At 66.7% G+C, this 21207-nt stretch carries 15 protein-coding genes and 2 pseudogenes; 15 read left to right on the top strand and 2 right to left on the bottom strand.

The window, feature by feature from the left end; all coding sequences use genetic code 11:
* The first annotated feature begins 41 nt into the window (after positions 1-41).
* The 10 genes from AE618_RS26880 to AE618_RS26835 all read left to right on the top strand — a co-directional run bounded on the left by AE618_RS26880 (position 42) and on the right by AE618_RS26835 (position 12157).
* On the top strand, positions 42-1274 hold the full coding sequence (locus AE618_RS26880; protein ID WP_082365630.1) for an ABC transporter substrate-binding protein: 1233 nt from the start codon (positions 42-44) through the stop codon (positions 1272-1274).
* Positions 1275-1298: 24 nt separating this feature from the next.
* The gene (locus AE618_RS26875; protein WP_054212114.1) at positions 1299-1991 is read left to right on the top strand and encodes a TIGR04283 family arsenosugar biosynthesis glycosyltransferase; all 693 of its coding nucleotides are present in this window, start codon (positions 1299-1301) and stop codon (positions 1989-1991) included.
* 3 nt (positions 1992-1994) lie between these two features.
* Positions 1995-2600: a TIGR04282 family arsenosugar biosynthesis glycosyltransferase gene (locus tag AE618_RS26870; RefSeq protein WP_054212113.1), complete on the top strand. Its 606-nt coding sequence runs from the start codon at positions 1995-1997 to the stop codon at positions 2598-2600.
* Positions 2600-4276, top strand: coding sequence for an ABC transporter permease (locus AE618_RS26865; RefSeq protein ID WP_054212112.1), 1677 nt, complete (start codon positions 2600-2602; stop codon positions 4274-4276). Before AE618_RS26870 ends, AE618_RS26865 begins: the two co-directional genes overlap by 1 nt.
* On the top strand, positions 4273-4926 hold the full coding sequence (locus tag AE618_RS26860) for an ATP-binding cassette domain-containing protein (protein ID WP_156330512.1): 654 nt from the start codon (positions 4273-4275) through the stop codon (positions 4924-4926). The genes AE618_RS26865 and AE618_RS26860 overlap by 4 nt, the downstream gene beginning before the upstream one ends.
* Positions 4927-5287: 361 nt before the next feature.
* A complete protein-coding gene (locus AE618_RS26855) occupies positions 5288-7345 on the top strand; it encodes a hydantoinase/oxoprolinase family protein (protein ID WP_054212142.1) in 2058 nt (685 codons plus the stop codon).
* A complete protein-coding gene (locus tag AE618_RS26850) occupies positions 7342-8997 on the top strand; it encodes a hydantoinase B/oxoprolinase family protein (protein ID WP_054212111.1) in 1656 nt (551 codons plus the stop codon). The genes AE618_RS26855 and AE618_RS26850 overlap by 4 nt, the downstream gene beginning before the upstream one ends.
* Before the next feature lie 163 nt (positions 8998-9160).
* On the top strand, positions 9161-9775 hold the full coding sequence (locus tag AE618_RS26845) for a TRAP transporter small permease subunit (protein ID WP_054212110.1): 615 nt from the start codon (positions 9161-9163) through the stop codon (positions 9773-9775).
* On the top strand, positions 9772-11076 hold the full coding sequence (locus tag AE618_RS26840) for a TRAP transporter large permease (RefSeq protein ID WP_054212109.1): 1305 nt from the start codon (positions 9772-9774) through the stop codon (positions 11074-11076). The genes AE618_RS26845 and AE618_RS26840 overlap by 4 nt, the downstream gene beginning before the upstream one ends.
* A 37-nt stretch (positions 11077-11113) precedes the next feature.
* The gene (locus tag AE618_RS26835) at positions 11114-12157 is read left to right on the top strand and encodes a TRAP transporter substrate-binding protein (protein ID WP_197280898.1); all 1044 of its coding nucleotides are present in this window, start codon (positions 11114-11116) and stop codon (positions 12155-12157) included.
* 241 nt (positions 12158-12398) lie between these two features.
* Here the strand turns inward: AE618_RS26835 and AE618_RS27670 are convergent.
* Positions 12399-12605, bottom strand: a pseudogene (locus tag AE618_RS27670) (integrase core domain-containing protein); the annotation flags it as partial.
* A 126-nt stretch (positions 12606-12731) separates the two neighbouring features.
* Between AE618_RS27670 and bcsA the strand changes: the two are divergent.
* From bcsA to AE618_RS29345, 5 genes are all read left to right on the top strand, one after another.
* The gene (bcsA, locus tag AE618_RS26830) at positions 12732-15089 is read left to right on the top strand and encodes a UDP-forming cellulose synthase catalytic subunit (protein WP_082365618.1); all 2358 of its coding nucleotides are present in this window, start codon (positions 12732-12734) and stop codon (positions 15087-15089) included.
* A gap of 35 nt (positions 15090-15124) precedes the next feature.
* Positions 15125-17446 carry a cellulose biosynthesis cyclic di-GMP-binding regulatory protein BcsB gene (locus AE618_RS26825; protein ID WP_054212106.1) on the top strand — a complete coding sequence of 774 codons (2322 nt, stop codon included), beginning with the start codon at positions 15125-15127 and terminating at the stop codon, positions 17444-17446.
* Positions 17446-18558 carry a glycosyl hydrolase family 8 gene (locus tag AE618_RS26820; RefSeq protein ID WP_054212105.1) on the top strand — a complete coding sequence of 371 codons (1113 nt, stop codon included), beginning with the start codon at positions 17446-17448 and terminating at the stop codon, positions 18556-18558. The genes AE618_RS26825 and AE618_RS26820 overlap by 1 nt, the downstream gene beginning before the upstream one ends.
* Positions 18549-20294 carry a hypothetical protein gene (locus AE618_RS28985; RefSeq protein ID WP_054212104.1) on the top strand — a complete coding sequence of 582 codons (1746 nt, stop codon included), beginning with the start codon at positions 18549-18551 and terminating at the stop codon, positions 20292-20294. Before AE618_RS26820 ends, AE618_RS28985 begins: the two co-directional genes overlap by 10 nt.
* Positions 20295-20468: 174 nt before the next feature.
* The gene (locus AE618_RS29345; protein WP_432704530.1) at positions 20469-20666 is read left to right on the top strand and encodes a diguanylate cyclase domain-containing protein; all 198 of its coding nucleotides are present in this window, start codon (positions 20469-20471) and stop codon (positions 20664-20666) included.
* A gap of 56 nt (positions 20667-20722) precedes the next feature.
* Here the strand turns inward: AE618_RS29345 and AE618_RS28980 are convergent.
* A pseudogene (locus tag AE618_RS28980) lies at positions 20723-20913 on the bottom strand (IS3 family transposase); the annotation flags it as partial.
* Positions 20914-21207: the final 294 nt, after the last annotated feature.

Here is a 21207-nt window from a genome sequence, read left to right as displayed (position 1 = left end):
GTCTCGCTGAGAACCACGCCATGAAGGACAGATCGACCCGCATGATCACACGTCGCGACACGTTTCGACTGGCCAGCGCCGCAGGCGCCGCTCTGATAGGCGGCGGCGCGCTGGCAGAGCCGCGCTCGCCGCAGGCTGCGGATTGGCCAGCCATTCTCGCCAAGGCTGAGGGGCAGACGGTCTATTGGAACGCCTGGGCCGGCGACGAACGCACCAACAGCTTCATCGCCTGGGTCGGCCAGGAGGTGAAAAAGGCCCATGGCGTCACGATCAACCATGTCCGGCTGCGCGACACCGCCGAAGCCGTGACCCGCGTGCTCGCCGAAAAACAGGCCGGGCGCGCAACCGGCGGCAGTGTCGACCTGATCTGGATCAATGGGCCGAATTTTCTGACGATGAAGGAGCAGACGCTGCTGTTTGGTCCCTATGTCGAGGCTTTGCCGAACTGGGCCTTCGTCGACACCACCAGCAAGCGCTCGAACATCGTCGATTTCACGGTGCCGGTGGAGGGGATGGCGACGCCCTGGCGCATGGCGCAGGTCGTCTATCTCTACGACAGCGCCAGAACGCTTGCCTCCAGCCTGCCGCGCTCCATTGCTGCGATGGTCCCTTGGGCGAGGGCCAATCCGGGCCGGCTGACGCATCCGACGATCCGCAACTTCCTCGGCTCCACCTTCCTGAAACAGGCGCTCGCCGAACTCGTCTCCGACGCCCTGGTCTTGCAGACAGCGCCCGACAATGCCGGTTTCGCGGCGGCCAGCGCGCCGCTCTGGGCTTGGTACGACGCGCTACGTCCCCATCTCTGGCGACAGGGGCTGGAGTTTCCGGAGACCGGCCCCGCCCAGCGCCAACTGCTGGTCGATGGCGAGATCGACTTCTACATTTCCTTCAGCCCGGCCGAAGCAGCGACAGCCATCGCCAACCGGCAATTGCCGGACAGCGCGCGCGTCTTCGTGCTGGAGCGCGGCACCATCGGCAACACCTCCTTCGTGGCGATCCCCTACAACGCCGCCCACCCGGAGGGCGCGATGGTGGTCTCCAATTTCCTGCTGCAGCCGGAGACGCAGGCTCGGGCGCAGGATCCGCGTCACATGGGCAATTTCACGGTGCTCGATCTCGACAAGGTGCCACCGGCAAGCCGGGCGCTCTTCGCGCGTCCAGAAGGCGTGCCGGCGCTGCCGACCAATGCGGAGCTCGGCACCGTCCTTGCGGAACCACACCCAGCCTGGACGACGCGGATCACCGCGGAATGGGAGCGGCGCTATGTGCGGTGACGCCGCAGCCGCGGAACAGCGACCATGATCGCGGACACGACCCTCTCGGTGGTGATGCCGACGCTCGACGCCGACGCCACGATTGCGATGGCGCTCGCGCAATTCGACCGCGCGCGGGCGACGGGGCTGGTCGAGGAACTGGTCGTCAGCGATGGCGGCTCACGCGACGGCAGCGTCGCGTCGGCTCGAGCCGCGGGAGCCCGGGTGGTGTCGGGATCGCGCGGGCGTGGCCAGCAACTGGCTCTCGGCGCACAGGCCGCGCGCGGCGCCTGGCTGCTGTTCCTGCATGCAGACACCCGGCTCGAGCCCGGCTGGGAGGCGCAGGTGACAGGGTTCGTCGCCTCGGGAAATACCGATCGCGCCGCCGCCTTCACCTTCGCGCTCGACGACGACGCTGCCGCCGCAAGACGGATCGAACGCTGGGTCGACCGACGCTGTCGATGGCTGGGCTTGGCCTATGGCGACCAGGGTCTGCTCATCCCGCGCTCACTCTACGACCGGCTCGGCGGCTTCCGCCCGATCCCGCTGATGGAGGACGTCGATCTCGTGCGCCGGATCGGCCGCCACCGCCTGTCCATCCTCACCACTCGCGCCATCACCAGCGCGGCGCGCTATCGCCGCGACGGCTATCTGCGGCGTCCGCTGCGCAATCTCGGCTGCCTGTCTCTGTTCTTCGCCGGCGTGCCACCCCATGTCATCGCCCGGCTCTATGGCTGATCCATGCGGCAGACCCTCGTGATCATGGTCAAGGCGCCGGTCGCAGGCCGTGCAAAGACTCGCTTGGCCCGGGACATCGGCACCGTCGAGGCCCTGCGCTTCTACCGCGCCGCGACGGCGGCGCTGCTGCGTCGGGTCGCGCGGGACCGGCGCTGGACCACGATCCTCGCCGTCGAGCCTGCGCGAGCCGTCGGGGCGCATTTCTGGCCGGGCACGATCCCGCGTCGCCCACAAAGCCGGGGAGATCTCGGCGCGCGCATGCGCGACCAGTTCGCGCGCACCCCACGGCAGCGCGTCGTCCTGGTGGGGTCGGACATTCCCGGGGTTTCGGCTCCTCTCGTGGCGAAGGCGTTCGCGGCGTTGCACCGCCATGATGCGGTCTTCGGACCGGCCGAGGACGGCGGATACTGGCTCGTCGGCCTGCGCGCTGGCTACCGTCCCGCTGCCGCCTTCCGAGGGGTTCGCTGGTCGGGCCCATGCGCGCTCGCCGACAGCCGGGCGAGCCTCGTCGGGAGCCGCATCGCCGAGATCGACCTGTTGTTCGACGTGGATGAGGCGGCAGACTGGCGGCGCTGGCTCAGCCTGCCGGTCGTCGCCGAGACGCGCTGATGCTGGCCCTCCTGCCGCCGGCGACCCTATTCGTCTTTCTCGCCCCGGTCCTCGTCGGGCTGGCGGGGACGCTGCTGCCGGCCTTTGGCTATCTGCCGGCGATCGGTGCGCACGATCTCTCACTCGCGCCCTGGCGCGATCTCTTCGCCTGGCCGGGCTTCGGCTCGGCGCTGCGGCTGACGCTGAGCGTCGGCGTCTTGTCCAGTCTCCTGTCGCTGGCCGGTGCGGTGGCGCTGGTGGCGATGCTCTCGGGCACGCGCGCGTTCGGCCGCGTCCAGTCCGCGCTGGCCCCGCTTCTGGCCACACCCCATGCCGCGATCGCGCTGGGTCTTGCTTTCCTGCTCGCCCCCTCGGGCTGGATCGTCCGGCTGATCTCGCCCGAATGGACCGGCTGGACCCGCCCGCCGGGCGACCTCGTCACTATCCGCGATCCTTATGGCCTCAGCCTGGTCGCGGGGCTCCTGACCAAGGAAATTCCCTATCTCGTCCTCGCTTTGGCCGCGGCACTGGGACAGGTGCCCGCGCAACGCCTGATCGCCTGCGCCCGCAGCATGGGCTATTCGCGTGGCAGCGCCTGGCTCAAGCTCGTCCTCCCGCAGCTCTGGCCGCAGATCCGGCTGCCCTTCTATGCAGTGGTCGCCTATTCGCTCTCCGTCGTCGATCAGGCGCTGGTGCTGGGGCCCGGCAACCCGCCACCCCTGGCCGTTCTCGCCCTGCGCTGGTTCTCGGACTACGACCTCGCCCGCTACCTGCCGGCGTCGGCCGCCGGCACCTTGCAACTCGGCCTGGTTGTCGCCGGGCTCGTCATCTGCCGCCTGGCCGAGTGGGGCGTGGGGAAGGCCGGTCGCCTCTGGCTCGAACGCGGCCGGCGCTCGGGCGCTGCCGACTGGCTCTTGCCGGTCGCCGCGGTTCCCACCGGGGTCGTCCTCGCAGCTGGGTTGCTCGCGCTCCTCGCCCTGGCGATTTGGTCCTTTGCCGCCAGTTGGCCCTTCCCGGCTGCGTTGCCGCTGCGCTGGAGCCTGTCGGCCTGGGCAGGGGCGGGCGAACGCCTGCAGGGAAGCCTGGGGACGACGGTGCTGATCGCGGCCGCCGCGACGGCGGTCGCCCTGGTCCTGTGCGTCGGCTGTCTCGAACAGGAGGCACGGCGGCAGCGCAAGCCGCGCAACGGGCTGCTCTGGCTGCTCTACCTGCCGCTGTTGGTGCCGCAGATTGCCTTTCTGTTCGGGCTGCAGGTCGCGCTTGTCCGGCTACGCCTCGACGCCACGCTGCCGGCGGTGATCTGGGCGCATCTCGTCTTCGTGCTGCCTTATGTCTTCCTCAGCCTCGCCGATCCCTGGCGCGCGCTCGATCCGCGCCTCGCCCGCAGCGCGGCGAGCCTCGGCGCCTCGCCGGCGCGAATCTTCTTCAGGGTCAAGCTGCCGATCCTCCTGCGGCCGTTGCTGGTCGCCGCTGCGGTCGGCGTCGCGGTCAGTGTCGCGCAATATCTCGCCACGGTGTTCGCGGGGGCCGGGCGCATCGCCACGATCACGACCGAGGCCCTGACGCTGGCGAGCGGCGCCGACCGCGCGACGATCGGCGTGCTCGGCTTCACGCAGACGATCCTGCCCCTGCTCTGCTACGGGCTCGCGCTGACCCTCCCGCGGATCGTCTTCCGCCACCGTCGGGGCCTTGCATGACCAGACATCGCATACGGGGCGCGCTCGCCTTGCGAAACGTGACGATCAGACTGGGGGTGACGACGCTCGTGACGGCGCTCGACCTCACCGTCGCGCCGGGTGACGTGGCGACGGTGATGGGGCCTAGCGGCTCCGGCAAGTCGAGCCTGCTTGCCTTCGTCGCGGGTTTCCTGGACGGCGGTGTCTTCGCGGCGGAAGGCGCGGTCCTCGTCGATGGCGACAATGTCTCGCGCCTGCCACCGGAACGTCGGCGCATCGGTCTGCTGTTTCAGGACGATCTGCTGTTCCCGCATCTGTCCGTCGGCGGAAATCTGATGTTCGGCCTGCCGGCTTCCATCCGCGACCGCACTGAGCGCAGGCGCCTCGTCGAGGCGGCGCTCGCGGATGCGGGGCTGGACGGTTTCGCCGACCGCGATCCGGCGACGCTGTCGGGCGGGCAGAGGGCGCGCGCAGCGCTGATGCGGGTCTTGCTGTCCCAGCCGCGGGCGCTCCTGCTGGATGAGCCGTTTTCAAGACTGGATGCAGAGCTGCGCGGTTCCTTTCGGACGATGGTGTTCGATCAGGCGCGGCGGCGGGGCCTGCCGGTTCTGCTGGTGACACACGACCCCCAGGATGCCGAAGCCGCAAATGGCCGCGTCGTCATGTTGTGAGGCGGCGACCGGCGATCGGCCTCCTATTCGACCTCCTGGCGAGTGGCCCGCGCGCCAATGGGTGATCCCAATGCGTGCGAGCCACCCTGGAAGCGCTTTCCGATCACGGTCCAACGGTGGTGACCGCCCGCCGTCAACACCGTGACCACAGACGTCTTCAGGAGTGCCGTATCGGGATGTGCCATCGACGCACGCGTCGGCATGGAGCAGTTCGAAGCGGTCGGCGTGACGGCCGTGACGCGCTTTTGAATGGTCCGGTTTTGGCGATTCCGCCAATTATGAACCTTGACTTCAGTCTGCCCCGGGTCTGCATCTTGCATGATGCGCGACCGTGCTCATGACCGCTGGGATCCATTCACGCATGCTACCGAGACGGATCCGAATTGCCGTAGATATCGGCGGGACTTTCACAGATCTGGAGCTTCTCGACGAAGCCAGCGGCGAGACCCACAGCTTCAAGACGGCAACCACACCCGACGACCCGTCCCTGGGGTTGATGAACGCCATCAAGGGAGCGGCATCCCGCTTCGGCTTTGCGCTGTCGGACATCAGTTTCTTGATGCACGGCACAACGATCGCGACCAACGCAGTCCTGACCCGAAACCTTCCGGACGGCGCGCTCATCACCACGGCGGGATTCGAGGATGTCCTTGAAATCGGCCGGCATGCCCGCACCGAGATCTATCGCCTGAAGCCGGAGGCGCGCGCCGTTCTCGTCCCCCGGCGCCGGCGTTTCGGCGTCGTCGAGCGGGTCGGGCCGGTCGGCGAGGTGCTGACGCCGCTCGATGCCAACAGCGTCGAAGATGCGATCGACAGGGTCGCGGCCTCCGGCGCCAGCGTCTGCGCGGTCGCCCTGCTGAACGGCTTCGCCAACCCCGCTCATGAAATCGCCATACGGGACCGGTTGCGCCAGCGCCTGCCGGATGTCGCCGTGTCGTGTTCGCACGAGGTCTCGCCAGAGATCCGGGAGTTCGAGCGCACCTCCACCACCGTGCTCAACGCCCTGCTGATCCCGGTCGTTCGACGCTACGTCGATTCGCTGCTGAAACGCATCGCATCGGAAGGCCTCAGCGCGCCGCTTTATCTCGTACAGTCGAATGGCGGCGCGACCACGCCGCGGGCGGCTGGCGAAGCGCCCGTCAAATTACTGCTGTCGGGCCCTTCGGGCGGCGTGCTGGCAGCGGAGGGCGTCGCTCGCCAACTCGGCTTCGCCAACGTCGTCGGCGTCGACATGGGGGGCACGAGCTACGATGTGGCGGTGATCCGCGATGGGTCACGCACTGTCGTCACGCAGGGTGACGTCGATGGGCTGGCGATGCGCGTTCCGATGGTCGACATGCGCACGATTGGCGCAGGCGGCGGCTCGATCGCCTCGCTCGACGCCTCGGGCCGCCTGCAGGTTGGGCCACGCAGCGCCGGTGCCAAGCCGGGACCCGTCTGCTACGGCCGCGGCGGCACCGAACCAACCGTCACCGACGTCAACCTGATCCTGGGCCGGCTCGATCCGGTCACCTTTCTCGGGGGGACCTTTGCTCTCGATCTCGACGGTGCGCGGGCAGCGCTCGACCGCTGCATCGCCGAACCGCTCGGACTCGAACGCGATCGAGCCGCGTCGGGCATCCTCGCCGTCCTCGTCGCCAAGCTCGCCGGTGCGATCAAGCTCTCGCTGTTCGAGCGAGGACTGGATCCACGCGATTTCGCGCTGATGTCGTTTGGGGGTGCAGGCGGCCTTCATGCCGTCGAAGTCGCCGAGGAACTCGGCATGACGACCGTGATCTTTCCGAAGGATCCGTCGACCTTCTCCGCGCATGGCATCCTGCAGTCCGACGTCGTGCACGACCTGGCGCGGACGAAGGTGCTGCTGCTGAAGCCCGGCGCCGGCGCTGCCCTGCGCGATCTCGCTGCGGAACTGTTGCGCGAGGGAGAGGCTCTCCTCGCCGCTGACGGACTTACCAGCGGCAACTGCCGTCTCGATCTGGCTGCCGACCTGCGCTATCGCGGCCAGGCCTTCGAGCTTCTCGTCCCGCTTGCCGCTGCCCCCGACGACGATGCGCAGCTGGAGGCGCTCTGCCAGCGCTTCCACGAGCTCCATCGCCAGCGCTTTTCCTTCGACGACCCCTCCGAGACGGTCGAGCTCGTCACCTTGAGGCTGGCTGCCATCGGGATGCTCGATGGCATGGCGGCCAACATTGCTCCGGTGCCGGTATCGTCAGCCGCACCGCGCCATCGCGACGTCCACCTCAACTGCGGCTGGATCTCGGCGCCGGTCCACCAGCAGGACAGCCTCGCTGCGGGAACCCGGGTCGATGGTCCGGCCATCATCGAGCAGGACTACACGACGCTGCTGATCCCCGCGGGCTGGTCGCTCGACGTGGCTGATTCCGGCGATCTCATCGCGAAGCGGGAGTTGGGAGCATGAGCGAAGCGGGAATTGGGAGCACGAGCAAGGTCGATCCCGTCCTCCTCGAAATCGTCTCGCATGCGCTGGTCTCGGCCGCCGAGGAGATGTCGATCACGGTCTGGCGCACCAGCCGCTCGACCACGGTGCGCGAGCTGCTCGACTATTCGACGGCGGTGTTCGACGGCGAGGGCCGCAACATCGCCCAGGCGGCGCGCATGCCGGTCCATCTCAATTCGATGGAGCTCTGCCTGCAGGAGATCATCGCCCGGCATCTGCCGCTGGAGCGCTGGCGCGAGGGCGATGTCGTCGTCACCAACGATCCCTATTGCGGCGGCCAGCATCTGCCGGATTTCCTCGCCTTCAAGCCGATCTTCGTCGAGGGCGCGCGCATCGCCATCACCTGCGTCCTGATCCACCATGTCGATGTCGGCGGCGGCGCAGCGGGCGGCTACAACGCTCATGCGGTCGAGATCTTCCAGGAGGGCCTGCGGCTGCCGCCGGTGAAGATCGTCCGCGAAGGCGAGATGCAGGACGATCTCTTCGCCACCATCCTGCAGAATGTTCGCGAGCCCGAGACCTTCCGCGGCGATTTCCTCAGCCAGATCGCGGCGCTCGAGGTCGGGGCGCGGGCGATGCGGCAGCTCGCGGCGCGCTATGGCGTCGAGACGCTGCGCGATGTCGGCGAGGCCCTGCTCGACCATTCCGAGACGGCGATGCGCGCGGCGCTGACCGCGCTGCCCGACGGCGTCTACCAGGCGGAGGATTTCGTCGACGGTGATGGCATGGACACCGGGCAAAAGCGCATCGCGGTGACGCTGACGATCGCAGGCGATGCGCTGACCGTCGACTTCGCCGGCTCCTCGCCCCAGGCGCGCGGGCCGATCAATGCGACGATGGCGACGACCCGCTCGGCGGTTTATTACGCCGTGATCGCGGCGTCCGGCATCGAAGCGACCGCCAATTCCGGCTGCTACCGGCCGATCACCGTCAGCGCACCGGACGGGCTGCTCGTCAGCGCCCAGTTTCCTGCGCCGGTCTCGATGCGCATGCTGACCGGCCACCGGATCGCGACCGCGGTGCTGAAGGCCTTCGCGGAGGCGGTTCCCGAGCGCATCCCCGCCTCCTATTACGGCGTGACCTTCAACCACGCGGTCAATATCCGCCATGCGGATGGCCGCCGGCAGGTTTATTTCGACGCCGAGATCGGCGGCTGGGGCGGCCATCCGGAGGCGGACGGCCCCTCGGGCCTCTCGGCCGGATTCCACAACGGCCAGAACACGCCCATCGAGATGATCGAGGCGATCTTCCCGCTGCGCTTCACGCATTACGGCTTCCTGCCCGGTTCGGGCGGCGCGGGTCGGATGCGCGGCGGGTTGGGGCTGGTGCGCGAATGGCGCTTCATCGCCGAGCACGGCCTGCTCAACGCCTCCTTCGACGCCTTCGCCTCGCAGCCTTACGGGCTGGCCGGCGGCGAACCGGGGCGCGGCGGCCGCCTCAGCCTGATCCGCGACGGACAGGTCACGGAACTGGCGGCCAAGACCATCGGCTGCATGCTGAAGGCCGGCGACATCGTCCGCACGGAGACGCCCGGCGGCGGCGGCCATGGCGACCCCGGCGAGCGCGACCCCGCGGCGACCGCCGCCGACAGGGCCGATGGATACGTCACATGACCGGCGCGGCATCGCGCTGGCGGGACTATTGCATGACGCCCCCGACGCATGGTCACATGCGAAGACGAGGCGCAGCGGGCGCCTGGAGACCGGCCTTGATGAAACCGACCACGCGCTCGCATCGCCCAGGGCGGCTTGCCCGGGCTCGCGCCCCAAAGCCGGCATGAGTGACTTCTCCCGCCTTCTTCCCGACGAGCCGCTGCCGCAGCGCATCTCGCGCATCCTGGCCTGGGCCGCCGGTGCGATCGTGCTCTTCGGCTGCAGCCTGCTCATCACCATCGACGTGATCACGCGCTACCTGTTCAAGCGCGGCATGGTCGAGAGCTTCGAGATCTCGGGCTATGCGCTGGCGGCCTGCATCGGGCTGGGGTTGGCCTTCACCGTCACCTCCAAGGCCAATATCCGGGTCGACATCCTGCTCGACGTGCTGCCCGGCAAGGTCCGGATCGTCTGCGACATCGTCGCCTCGCTGTCGCTGGCGCTGATCGCCGTGGCGCTGGCCTGGTTCGCCTGGGGGACGCTGGCACAATCCTGGGCCTTGAACGCCAAGTCGGTGTCGCAACTACAGGTCCCGATGGTGCTGCCGCAGGGGGTCTGGTGCGTCGGCCTGGTCTGGTTCGCCTGCATGGCGGTTCTGATCCCGATCCAGGCGATCGCCCGGCTAATGGCGCATGATCGGGCCGGCTTCGAAGCCCTGATCGGCTCGCTGCGGGTGACCGAGGAAATCGAGCAATCCGGTGTCGAGAACCCGGCCGCCGGCGTGGAGGCCCGCTCGTGATCGGTACCGCGCTGTCCCTGCTCGTCGCCCTGGTGGGGTTGAGCATTCCCGTTGCGGCGGCGCTCGCCCTGATGGCCTATGTGCTGCAGGCCAACTACGCCTTCTTCCCAATGACCGGGGCCGTGGGCGAGCTGGCCTGGAACTCCTCCAACGACTTCATCCTGATCGCCGCCCCGATGTTCATCATGATGGGCGAATTGATGCATCGCTCAGGCATGAGCGAGCGGCTGTTCAGCGCGCTCTCGCCCTGGTTCGCGCGCGTTCCCGGCCGGCTGATCCACACCAACATCGCCGCGAGCGCGATCTTCGCGGCCACCTCTGGCTCGTCGGTGGCGACGGCGGCGACGATCGGCACGGTCGCGATCCCCAACATGGACAAGGGCGGCTACAACCGGCCGCTCTTCCTGGGCTCGATCGCGGCCGGTGGCACGCTCGGCATCCTGATCCCGCCCTCGATCAACATGATCATCTACGCCGTTTTGACCGACACGTCGGTGGCCGATCTCTATGCGGCGGGCTTCATCCCTGGCTTCCTGCTGGCCGGGCTGTTCTCGCTGATCGTGCTCGGCCTGGCGCTCTACCGGCCGGACTGGGCCGGCCCCAAGGTCGACACCGGCGACCTTGGGCGCCAGCGCGTCGCGGGGCTGCGCCATCTCATCCCGCCGCTGGGGCTCTTCCTCGTCGTCGTCGGCTCGATCTATGCCGGCATCGCGACGCCGACCGAGGCCGCTGCGCTTGGACTGATGGCGACCCTGTGCCTCGTCGCGGCCAACCGCCAGCTGACCCTGCCTGTGCTGCTGCATGCCTTCGAGGGCACGGTGCGGACGACCTGCATGGTGATGCTGATCGTCATCGCCGCCTTCTTCCTCAACTTCGTCATGGTCTCGATCGGGTTGGTGAAGGCAATCACCGATCTCGTGCTGTCGCTGGGCTGGCCGCCGCTCGGCATGCTCGTGGCAATCGTGGTGTTCTACCTGATCCTCGGCTGCTTCATGGAGACGCTGTCGATGATGATCGCGACGACGCCGGTCGTCGTCCCCGTGATCACGGCGCTCGGCTACAGCCCGGTCTGGTGGGGCATCATCTTCGTCATCCTGATGGAGGCGGCGCTGATCACACCCCCGGTCGGCCTCAACCTCTACGTCGTCCAGGCCGTGCGCGGGAAAGGCAATTTCATGGACCTGTGCATCGGCGCGCTGCCCTTCGTGCTGGCGATGCTGGTGATGATCGCGATCCTGATCGCCTTCCCCCAGCTGGCACTCTGGCTGCCGACCATCCTGAACCCGAAAGCCGGCGGCTGAAGCCGTCATGACCCAACCGAAAGAGGAGAAGCTTGCGATGAAACGTCTGGTCCCGATCGCCGCCCTTGCCGGCACCCTCTTCTGCGGCGCCGCCCACGCCCAGGGCCTGCCCGCGACGAGCTTCAACGCCGTCGGCAGCATCGGCAATCTGTCGATGTACACCAACCGCGAGGTGCCGTTCTGGAACGAGACGGTCCCAAAGGAATCCGGCGGGGCCATCAAGGTGCAGGTCAAGCCCTTCACCGAACTCGGCTTCAAGGGGCCGGAGATCTTCCGGCTCGTCTCGGCTGGCACCCTTCAGTTCGCGACAACCGTGCTGAACTATAACTCAGGCGAGGTCCCGATGAACGAGGCGACCGATCTCGTCGGCCTCGTCGGCTCGGTCGAGGAACTGCAGAAGGTCGTCGACGTCTTCCGCCCGACCTACGCCAAGTTCCTCGAGGAGAAGCATGGCCTCAAGCTGCTCGGCTTCGGCACCTACCAGGCACAGGTGATCTATTGCCGCGACGCCTTCACCAAGGTGTCGGACCTGAAGGGCCGCAAGGTCCGGGCGTCCGGCGCCTCGCAGCAGGCCTTCGTCAGCCATATCGGCGGCTCGCCGATCAACCTCGCCTTCGCCGAGGTTCAGCCGGCGCTGGCGAGCGGCGTCATCGACTGCGCCATCACGGGCGCGCTCTCGGGCTATCGCTCGAAATGGCATGAGGCGGCGAAGTTCATCTCGCCGATGCCGATCAATTTCGGGCTCTCGGCCCAGCTCGCCAATCTGAAATGGTGGAATACGCTCGATCCGAAGGTTCAGGCCTTCCTTGCCACCAACCTACGCAAGCTCGAGGACTCGATCTTTGATCAGGCCAAGACCGAGACCCAGACCGGCCTCGACTGCAATACCGGCAAGGCCTGCAGCGAGGGTGCCCCGGCGGCGATGAAGCTTGTCGCCGTGACGGCGGAAGACGAAGCGCTGCGCAAGGACGCTCTGACCAAGGTCATCCTGCCCGCCTTCGCCGGCCGCTGCGGCGCGGAATGCGTCACAACCTGGAACGGCACGATCGGCGAGTTCCTGAAGGTCAAGATCGGCCAATAGAGCGGTTTGGCAGGGACGAGCGGTCTTCGCTCGTCCCTGCCAGCCCTTGTCGGCAGAAAAGCGGCGAAGAGGGGACGGTTCAGGGCGGCAACCGTCTCGCCCAAGCCGTGAAGCCAGACTCTGACGAGGGCCCTACCGGGCCCTGTCAAGTGCTTCCCGATTTTGCGACAGCGCGGGCTGGGGAAGGTCCGAGGTGAGCCTGCCCCTATGCTGGGCGGCCCTGCTGGCCGCTTTCAGGGGGTCAACGGTCACCGTGGGAAGCCGGTGACCGATTGACGCGCGATATCGGGGTCTTGTTCCTGATCGCACGATGAGGTCGTAGCTCGTTGTACGCCCTTCGCCCAGCCTCCACTTTCTCCCGGGCATCGGGCAGGCTCAAAAACCAGCGGCGTTGCGGCGTTCGGTCCGGAATGTTCCGTGTCTGTCTATCAAGCGAAGCCCCCTGAGTGAAGTCTCCACGGCTTGATGCTTAACAAAGCGTTACAGCAAGACAGCAAAATATCGTCAAATTAAAAGAAGATACTGTAAGATTCTATAATTATTGAGAGCCGCAAATCGAGATGAGGCGGCCGAAATGTTTGATATTTTTATGCGCACGACGTGGATTTTTTCTGCTGTATCGTTCGTTTTTTTCGTAACTCAGCCTATCGGCACGAAACTTCACTTCTTTTTTTCGATCATTTCAATCGGCTTAATGATCGTTATTTCTTGGCTTCGTCTCGGTGGCGTGTTTCGTCATATCTTTCTCGCGCTGGGCTCAATCATCGTCATTCGCTATCTGTACTGGCGCATTGCGGAGACAATACCCGACCCAAGTCAGATCGCGGACTTCATCCCCGGCATGTTGCTGCTGGTGGCCGACCTGTTCTGCATCACGATGCTCGCCCTCGGCCTGTTCGTGAATGCCCAGCCCATCACACGCCCGGCCGCGCCACAGTTGAGAGAAGAGGACCTGCCGTCGGTCGATGTTTTCGTTCCCTCCTACAACGAAGAGCGCGACCTCGTCGCCACGACGCTGGCGGCGGCCAAGGCCCTCGACTATCCACAGCACAAGCTGAAAGTCTTCCTGCTGGACGACGGTGGCACCGACGAGAAGTTCTATTCCTTCGACGATGCGGTTTCGCTGACGGCGCGAGCCCGTCGCGCCGATTTGCAGCAGCTCTGTGCCGAACTCGGCGTCACCTATCTGACGCGTGAGCGCAACGTCCACGCCAAGGCCGGCAATCTGAACAACGGCCTCGCGCATTCAGCCGGCGACCTCGTCGTCGTCTTCGATGCGGACCATGTCCCGGCGCGGGAGTTCCTGCGCGAGACTGTCGGGCACTTCGCCACTGAACCGAAGCTGTTCCTGGTCCAGACACCGCACTTCTTCATCAATGCTGATCCGCTGGAGCGCAATCTCCAGACCTTCAAGGCGATGCCGTCCGAGAACGAGATGTTCTACGGCGCGATCCAGAAGGGGCTGGACAGCTGGAACGCTGCCTTCTTCTGCGGCTCGGCGGCGGTGCTGCGGCGTGCGGCGCTGGATGAAGTCGGCGGCTTCGCCGGCGTCACCATCACGGAAGACTGCGAATCCGCACTGGAACTGCATTCGCGCGGCTGGAAAAGCCTTTATGTCGACAAGCCGCTGATCGCGGGTCTGCAGCCGGAGACCTTCGAGTCCTTCATCGGACAGCGCTCGCGCTGGTGCCGCGGCATGCTGCAGATCTTCATGCTGAAGAACCCGCTCTTCAACAAAGGTCTGAGCCTCCCGCAGCGCCTCTGCTACACCTCCAGCAACCTGTTCTGGCTATTTCCGCTATCGCGGCTGATCTTCATGATCTCACCGTTGTTCTTCATCCTCTTCAACCTGCAGATCTACAACGCGTCGCCGCAGAGTTTCGTCGCCTATACGTTGACCTATATCGTCGCCGTCATCCTGATCCAGCATTACCTCTATGGGAGCCTGCGCTGGCCCTGGATTTCGGAACTCTACGAATACATCCAGAGCGTCTATCTGCTGCGCGCCGTCATGAGCGTCATCGCCAACCCTCGCGCGCCGAAATTCAACGTCACGCAGAAGGGCAACTCGCTGGCCGAGGATGAATTGTCGCCGCTGGCTTGGCCGTTCTACGCGATCTTCGCTTTCCTGCTCGCGACATTCGTTTACACCGCATATCGCTACGCGATGGAACCGGCCGCCCGCGATCTGCTGATCGTCATCGGAGCCTGGAACGTCTTCAACACCGTCATGGCCGGTCTTGCGTTGGGCGTGGTCTCCGAGCGCCGAGAGCGCCGCAAGATTCAGCGGCTCGATGTCAGCCGCCGCGGCTCGCTGCTCATCGGCGACCAGGAAGTGCCGATCATCGTGAAGGACGCATCCGTCGGTGGCCTGAAAGCCGAGATCGCCGGTGGCGATGGCCGTCAGTTCGGCCAGCTGGTGATGCCTGGTCGCCATCAGGCGACCATCCGCATCGACAGCCGGGCGGGCGCGCCCCTCTCGGCAGAGGTGGCGATCACCTCCGCGACCAGCGTCGACGATCGCCGCTCGCTCGGCCTGCGCTTCCTCGGCAACAACTGCGATCGCTATCGCATCATCGCCGATATCGCTTATGGCGATCTGTCGGCCATGCGGGCTTTGCGGGCGTCCCGCCAGAACCGCCAGGGCCTGCTCGTCGGCACCGCCCGCACCCTGGTCTGGGCGGCCCGCGAGGCCCTGCGCGGTCTGTTCTTCCTCCTGTTCCGCCGCAACGTCCGGGCCAACGCGACAGGCCAGCAGGCCGTCTTGCCGCCCCCCGGCATACGCTCCCCCGAAGCGCTGCCGCAAACCGGCCTTGCTTCCGAACCGGCCCCCGCCGTCGTCCGGCCCGCCGTGGCACCGCCAGCGAGCGGGCGTAGCGCACGCGTGCCGGACGTCAGCCTGGCCGATTTCGCGCCCGGCACCCGCGCCTGAGCCCCTTCATTGCTATGACCACCGGAGCATCTGCCATGCGTGCGCGGCCCAGTATCATCTTGCTGTTTGCGACAATTGGACTGGCGATCACCGCGCAGGCCCAGACGGCCTTGCCAGGAACCAATCTCAAGCTCTCCCAGCCCGCTCGTCCGGGGCAGCGCCCCATCTCGGAAGCGAGCTTCCGACCGCTGGCGATGATGGACGACGTTCTGCGCCTGAACGGCGAGCAGAGCGTGGACGAGCGGGCGATCTTCCTGACGCAGGCCGAGGCGCTGCGCGCAACGGCGTTCCGCGTCAGCTATCTCAGCGCCGTTTCGAATCTGCCTGAAACCTCGCGCCTGACAGTCCGCATCAACGACCAGACCGTTGGCGAACTGAGGCTGGATTCAAGCGCGGCGGAGTCCATCGCCACGCTTGCGATCCCACCGGGCGTGGTCGTGCCCGGCTACAATTCGGTTCGCCTGATCGCCAGCCAGCGCCACCGCGTCGATTGCAGTGTGCGAGCCACTTATGAGCTGTGGAGCGCGATTTCGCTCAACCGCAGCGGCTTTCTGGGCCTTCAGAGCATGCCGGTGCTTCGCCGCGTCGCCGATCTGCCGGCGCTGGCCGCGAGCGGCGTCGAACGCACGCCGATCCGTCTGCGCCTGGCCGCGACCGCCGAGGCAACCGAACTCGACGCTGCGATGCGGGCGATCAATGCGATCGTGCTTGCGGCCGGAATTCAGCGACCGATCATCGACGTCGCCGAGGCGCGTGGCGAGGGCCCCGGGATCGACCTCGTCCTGAGCGGCAATCCGCCTGCCGGTTCGACGTCGCTGGACGGGGAGCCTGGCCTTTCATATCTGCACGACGCGGTCACAGGGCGCACGATGCTGACGCTCTCGTCCGGGCCCGACCGCGAGCGAACGCTCCAGCGCCTGATCGAGGCGGCGAACACAGCGAACAAAATGGGCTCGGAGCCAGGGCGCCGAGCCCTCGCCAACACCATTGGCCGCCCGGTGCGCGAGGGCGTGCGGCTGACCTTCAGCGAACTCGGCTTCGAAAGCAGGGCCTTCGACGGCAATTTCTTTCAGTCGTCCATGCGGCTCACCATGCCGAGCGACTTCTTTGCCGCTCCCTATGGCGCGGCACGGCTGGATCTCGAATCGATATTCCTCGGCGCCGCCGCCGCAGGCCGGCGCGTCAACATCCGCATCAACGACCAGATCGCCGCCGTTGTGCCGGTCAACCAGGGCGGCTCGTCCCAACTCGAACAGAGCCGCGTCGACCTGCCGATCCAGATGTTCAAGGCCGGCGCCAACACGGTCACGGTCGAGGCCGACATGACCGGTTCCGACCGGGCCTGCAACGCGACCGCGCCTCGCCCCTCCCATCCGCGGCTGCTCATCGCGGGGACGAGCCGCCTCAGCTTCGGCTCGCTGGCCCGTGTCACCACATTGCCGAGCCTGTCGGCGACCCTCAGCCATGCCTATCCCTATCTCGGACGCGAGCAGCCGACGACGGTTGCCGTCTCCTCGGCCAGCCCGGCCTATCTCAACGCGGCGATGACCTGGATCGGCCGGATGAGCGCTGCGGCGCGCGCCGCAGTGCCCGTCAACTTCCGCTTCGGCGGGCTCGATGATCCGGGGACCTCGGGGCTCTTCTTCGGGCCCCCGGGCGAAGCGTCGCAGACGCTCGCGCGCTCGATGATGGCCGCCGAGCCAACCGTCGCTGCCGAGGCGGGCATGCGTGAGATCGAAACATCGGATGCTGCGGCGGTCGCCGAGATGGCCCTCGCGGCAACCGGCGAAGGCAGCGCAACGTCGCTCGCCGAGCGCCTGCGCGTCGGTGCCGTCGGCAGTCTCGCGGGCAGCCTGCTGCGTGGCGATCTCGGCCCCATCACGACATGGCTGGACGATTTCGGCCTCATCGAGCGTGACATGCGCAAGCGGGCCGGCGATGTCTCACCCCTGTTGGCGAGCGACGGGCTGACGATCCTACAGGAGATCGGCGCGATGCCACCGCAGAGCTGGCGCGGTGTCTTTGAGCGGCGACCGCTCCCCGACATCAAGACGATGATTCTGGCCTCCGATCCGGAGGTGCTCGACGCACTGATCGCCAAGGCGACAACGGCCCATGCCTGGAGTCGCTTCAACGGCGAGGCTGCGCTGCTGCGCCTGGAAAGCTGGGCGCCTGAGAACCGGGCCGCGCAGGAGCGGCACTACCTTCCGACTGCCTATCCATCGCCGGCCAATCTCAGGCTCTCCGTCGCGGGGTGGCTCTCGCTGAACCAGAGCTACTATCTCGGGGGCCTGATCATGCTGTCGCTGCTGCTCGCGGTCACGACGGCGCTGGTTCTGAAGGGGCGGCGGACGTGATGGCCGCCAGTCCGAGGCTCACCGGCGCGGCGCTTGCCGCCGTACTGACTGCCAGCAGCGGCACGGCAGCGGCGCCGCGTCCGGAGGGGACGGCCGTGAACCGGGCCGCATCGCTGCAACAGGGACCACAGGGCGCCATGCTGCTCGCCAGGAATTGGCCGGCCTACAAGGCGGCCTTCGTCAAGCCGGATGGCCGCGTCATCGACAACGGCAATGGCAATATCAGCCATTCGGAGGGGCAGGGCTACGCCCTGGTGCTCGCGGTCGCCACGCAGGATCGCGAGACATTCGATCGGATCTGGCGCTGGACCGCGCGCGAACTTTACATCCGCGGCGATGGGCTGGCGGCCTGGCGCTGGGAGCCGGGCAGCACGCCCAACGTCACCGATCGCAACAACGCGAGCGACGGCGACCTTCTGATCGCCTGGGCGCTGGGCGAGGCCGGACTCCGCTGGGATGTCCCCGAATACACGCAGGCGATGAAGCGCATCGCTGCGGCGATCTTCAAGCACAACGTCATCACCACGCGTGTCGGCCCGGTCCTCCTGCCCGGCGTAGTCGGGTTTGATGCCAAATCACAACCGGATGGCCCGGTGGTCAACCTGTCCTACTGGGTCTTTCCGGCCATCGACCGGCTCGAGGTCATGGCAGTTGAGCATGACTGGGCCGGATTGCGACGGTCCGGCCTGAAGCTCCTCAGCGAAGGCCGCTTCGGGCCGCTGCGCGTGCCGCCGGAATGGCTCGCGCTGGGTGCCGAGCGGAGTGCGCCGGCGGCACAGTTCGAGCGACGCTTCAGCTACAATGCGATTCGAATCCCGTTGTATCTGGCATGGTCGAACCACGTTCCGCCTGAGCATCTGCGGCCGTTCGTTGCGATGTGGAACCCGACGGAGGACATCGGGCCTTTCATCCTCGACATCGACGACGGCAAGGCGAGCGGCAATTTCGATGGGGCCGGCTACCGCCTGATCTTTGCCCTGACCCAGTGCGTCGCTGCCGGCCGCCCGGTTCCGGCGTCGCTGGCAACCGCCGCGAACGAACTCTACTACCCTGCAACGCTGGCCCTGCTGAGCACGCTCGCAATCAGTGAGAGAAGGCCAAGATGTCTCTGAAGTCGCTTCTGATTTCCACCATCGCCGCCATGGTCGTGCTTGGTCCGGCAAAGGCGCAGAATGCCCTCAAGAACGACGTGCCGGCGCCGACGCAGCAGCCGGGCGCCGCCAGGGCGGTCGGCCTCAGGCTGGCCGCTCCCACGAGCGCAACCCGCGCCTCTTCCCAGACAGCCACCAAGGCGGTCGATGAGAGCGCCCTGCGCTATTATGCTGGCCAGGGCGACACCGCCCGCGTCGCCGCCGAGATCCGCCGCCTGAAGACGCTGCATTCCAGCTGGCAGCCGCCGGAGGATCTCTTCAGCCAGAGCGGCGCGACAATCGACGAGCAGCCGCTCTGGGCTCTCTTCACCGCCAAGCGCTACGAAGAGCTGCGCGAGCGGATCGCAAACCTGCAGGCGGAACGGCCGGATTTCGCGCCATCCGCCGACCTCGCGAGCAAGCTCGTGCAGGCCGAGCGGCGCGAAGCCATCGCCATCGCGGCGGATGGCCGAGACTGGCCCCGTGTCATCGAACTCGCCACGGCCGCCGAGGATCTCCTCGTCTGCCGCGAGATCGACCTGCTCTGGCGCGTCGCCGAAGCCTTCTCCGGCATCGATGAACCGTCCCGGGCGGTCGAGGTCTATCGCTACATCCTCACCAATTGCGACAACAGTCAGGAACGCCTGGCCACTGTGCAGAAGGCCTCGACAGTCCTGCCGGCGCCGACCGTCCAGGAGTTGATCGCGCTGGGCAAGCGCCGAGGCGCCGGAGCCGAATTCGATGCGGTCGGCATCGACATGATCCGCCGCAAGATCGGCCAGGCCTCGAACGGCGAAACGACGGAGATGCCCGATGCCCGCGAGCTCAAGCTGATCGAAACCTCGGCTCGCCGCGGCACGGCCGACGACGCCGCGCTGCTGGGATGGCTCCAGTTCGGGCGCAAGGACTACGCCGCCGCCAAAGAGTGGTTTGCTCTGGCCGTCAAGACAGCCGCGAAACCGAAATATGTCGAGGGTTATGTTCTGGCGCTGCGAAACGCAGGTGACCTCGATCAGGCGGAGGAACTCGCCTATCGCCATCGCGACGCGGACGCTCTGATCCGCAAGGCCTATATCGAGATCGTCGCGTCCGACATCACCGGCCCGATGGCGAAACCGCTCACGCCGGAGCGGCAGGCGCGTCTCGAAGACGTCATCAACAAGGATCGGTCGGCTCTGGGCGCGCAGGCCTTGGGATGGAGCCTCTACAACGCCAGGAGTTTCGCGCTCGCCCGTGCGTGGTTCGAGCGCTCGATCGCCTGGGCTCCGTCCGAGGAGGCCGTCGTCGGTCTGGTCGTCACGGCCCGCAGGCTGAACGACAACGCCACCGCGCTCGCGACCGTCAATGCCTACAAGCAGCACTATCCAGCGGTCGCCTCGCTGGATCGTCTGGGTGGACAGGACCCGACCTCGCCGCGGTCCGCGCGGCGCGTCGCGGGAGGCGGCGTGATGACCAGCGCGATGCGCGAGAGCGTCCGGCTCTACGAGGCTGGAAAGTTCGCGGAAGCGGCCGCGCTGCTCGACAATCATCAGAGATCGATGCCGGTGGGCATGCAGGAACTGCGTGCCTGGGCGCACTACAACGCGACCAACTACAAGGCCGCCGGCGAGATCTTCAGCAAGCTCAAGACGATCAAGCCCAGCAAGACGACGGAGCACGGCGAGTTTCTCGTCGAGATCCAGACTCGCGGCAATCCGCATCGCTGGTGGTACAACTGAGGGGGATAACCTGCGATGCCTCGCCGCAATCCATTTGGGTCGCAGCTCTATCGGCGGGGTCCGGCGGATGTGACGGGGCCATCACGCGTCAAGCGCAGCGCCCCCGCTTCGGCCGTGCAGTCCTTGTCGTGATCGACGTCGACAATTTCAAGACGGTCAACGACAGGTACGGCCATGCCGTCGCGATACCGCCCTGGTCGCGGTGGCCAGGTCCTGACATCGTCAATCCGTTCCTCCGATGTGCTCGCGCGGATCGGAGGCGACGAGTTCGCTGTGATCATGCACCACATCGACGAAACGTCGGTGCGGAACGCGATCACGCGATGGATCGCAGCAGGCATGCGGATCGCACTGTTGTTCGGCGTCAGATGATTTGAGACTGTTCCGGCGTCTCAGGAACGGAGGTTCTGGTTCGTCCGGGTTTGAGCTTATGAGGCCTGCTGGTGGTGCTGCAGCCGTCTCTCCTGGATGGCCTGGCGCCTGATCCTTTCGCGTCGGTCGGGATGGTCTGCCCGCAGCCGAAGCAGACATCGGCTTGCGTGAGATTGCCGAGGCTCTCGTTGTAGCGGGCATGGTTGTAACGCTCGACGGCCGCCGCAACACGCCGTTCAAGGTCACCGATGACGCCGGAGCCAGTAGCCGATCGCGACGTTGATCGAGATCAACGACGACCGACAGATGAGCTCCTAGGCCTCGGTGCGCAGTCCTGCTGACGGGTTCGGCCGGAGCCCCGACATTGTCGATAACTGGCGTCGTCTGCCGTTGCGCGCACACCACACGCATGCTCGGCCTCGAAGCCAGCATCTCCCGGCTCCCGCGAGCTTTCGATGAGTCAACGCAACCGCAGATATCGTGGCCGATGTCGACGCCCCCTTGTCTACCGCCTGTTCGACCGCACGCTGACGACCGCCAT

This window comes from Allobosea vaviloviae (assembly GCF_001298265.1).
Classification (GTDB): domain Bacteria; phylum Pseudomonadota; class Alphaproteobacteria; order Rhizobiales; family Beijerinckiaceae; genus Allobosea; species Allobosea vaviloviae_B.
This window is presented reverse-complemented; position numbering and strand designations above follow the sequence as displayed.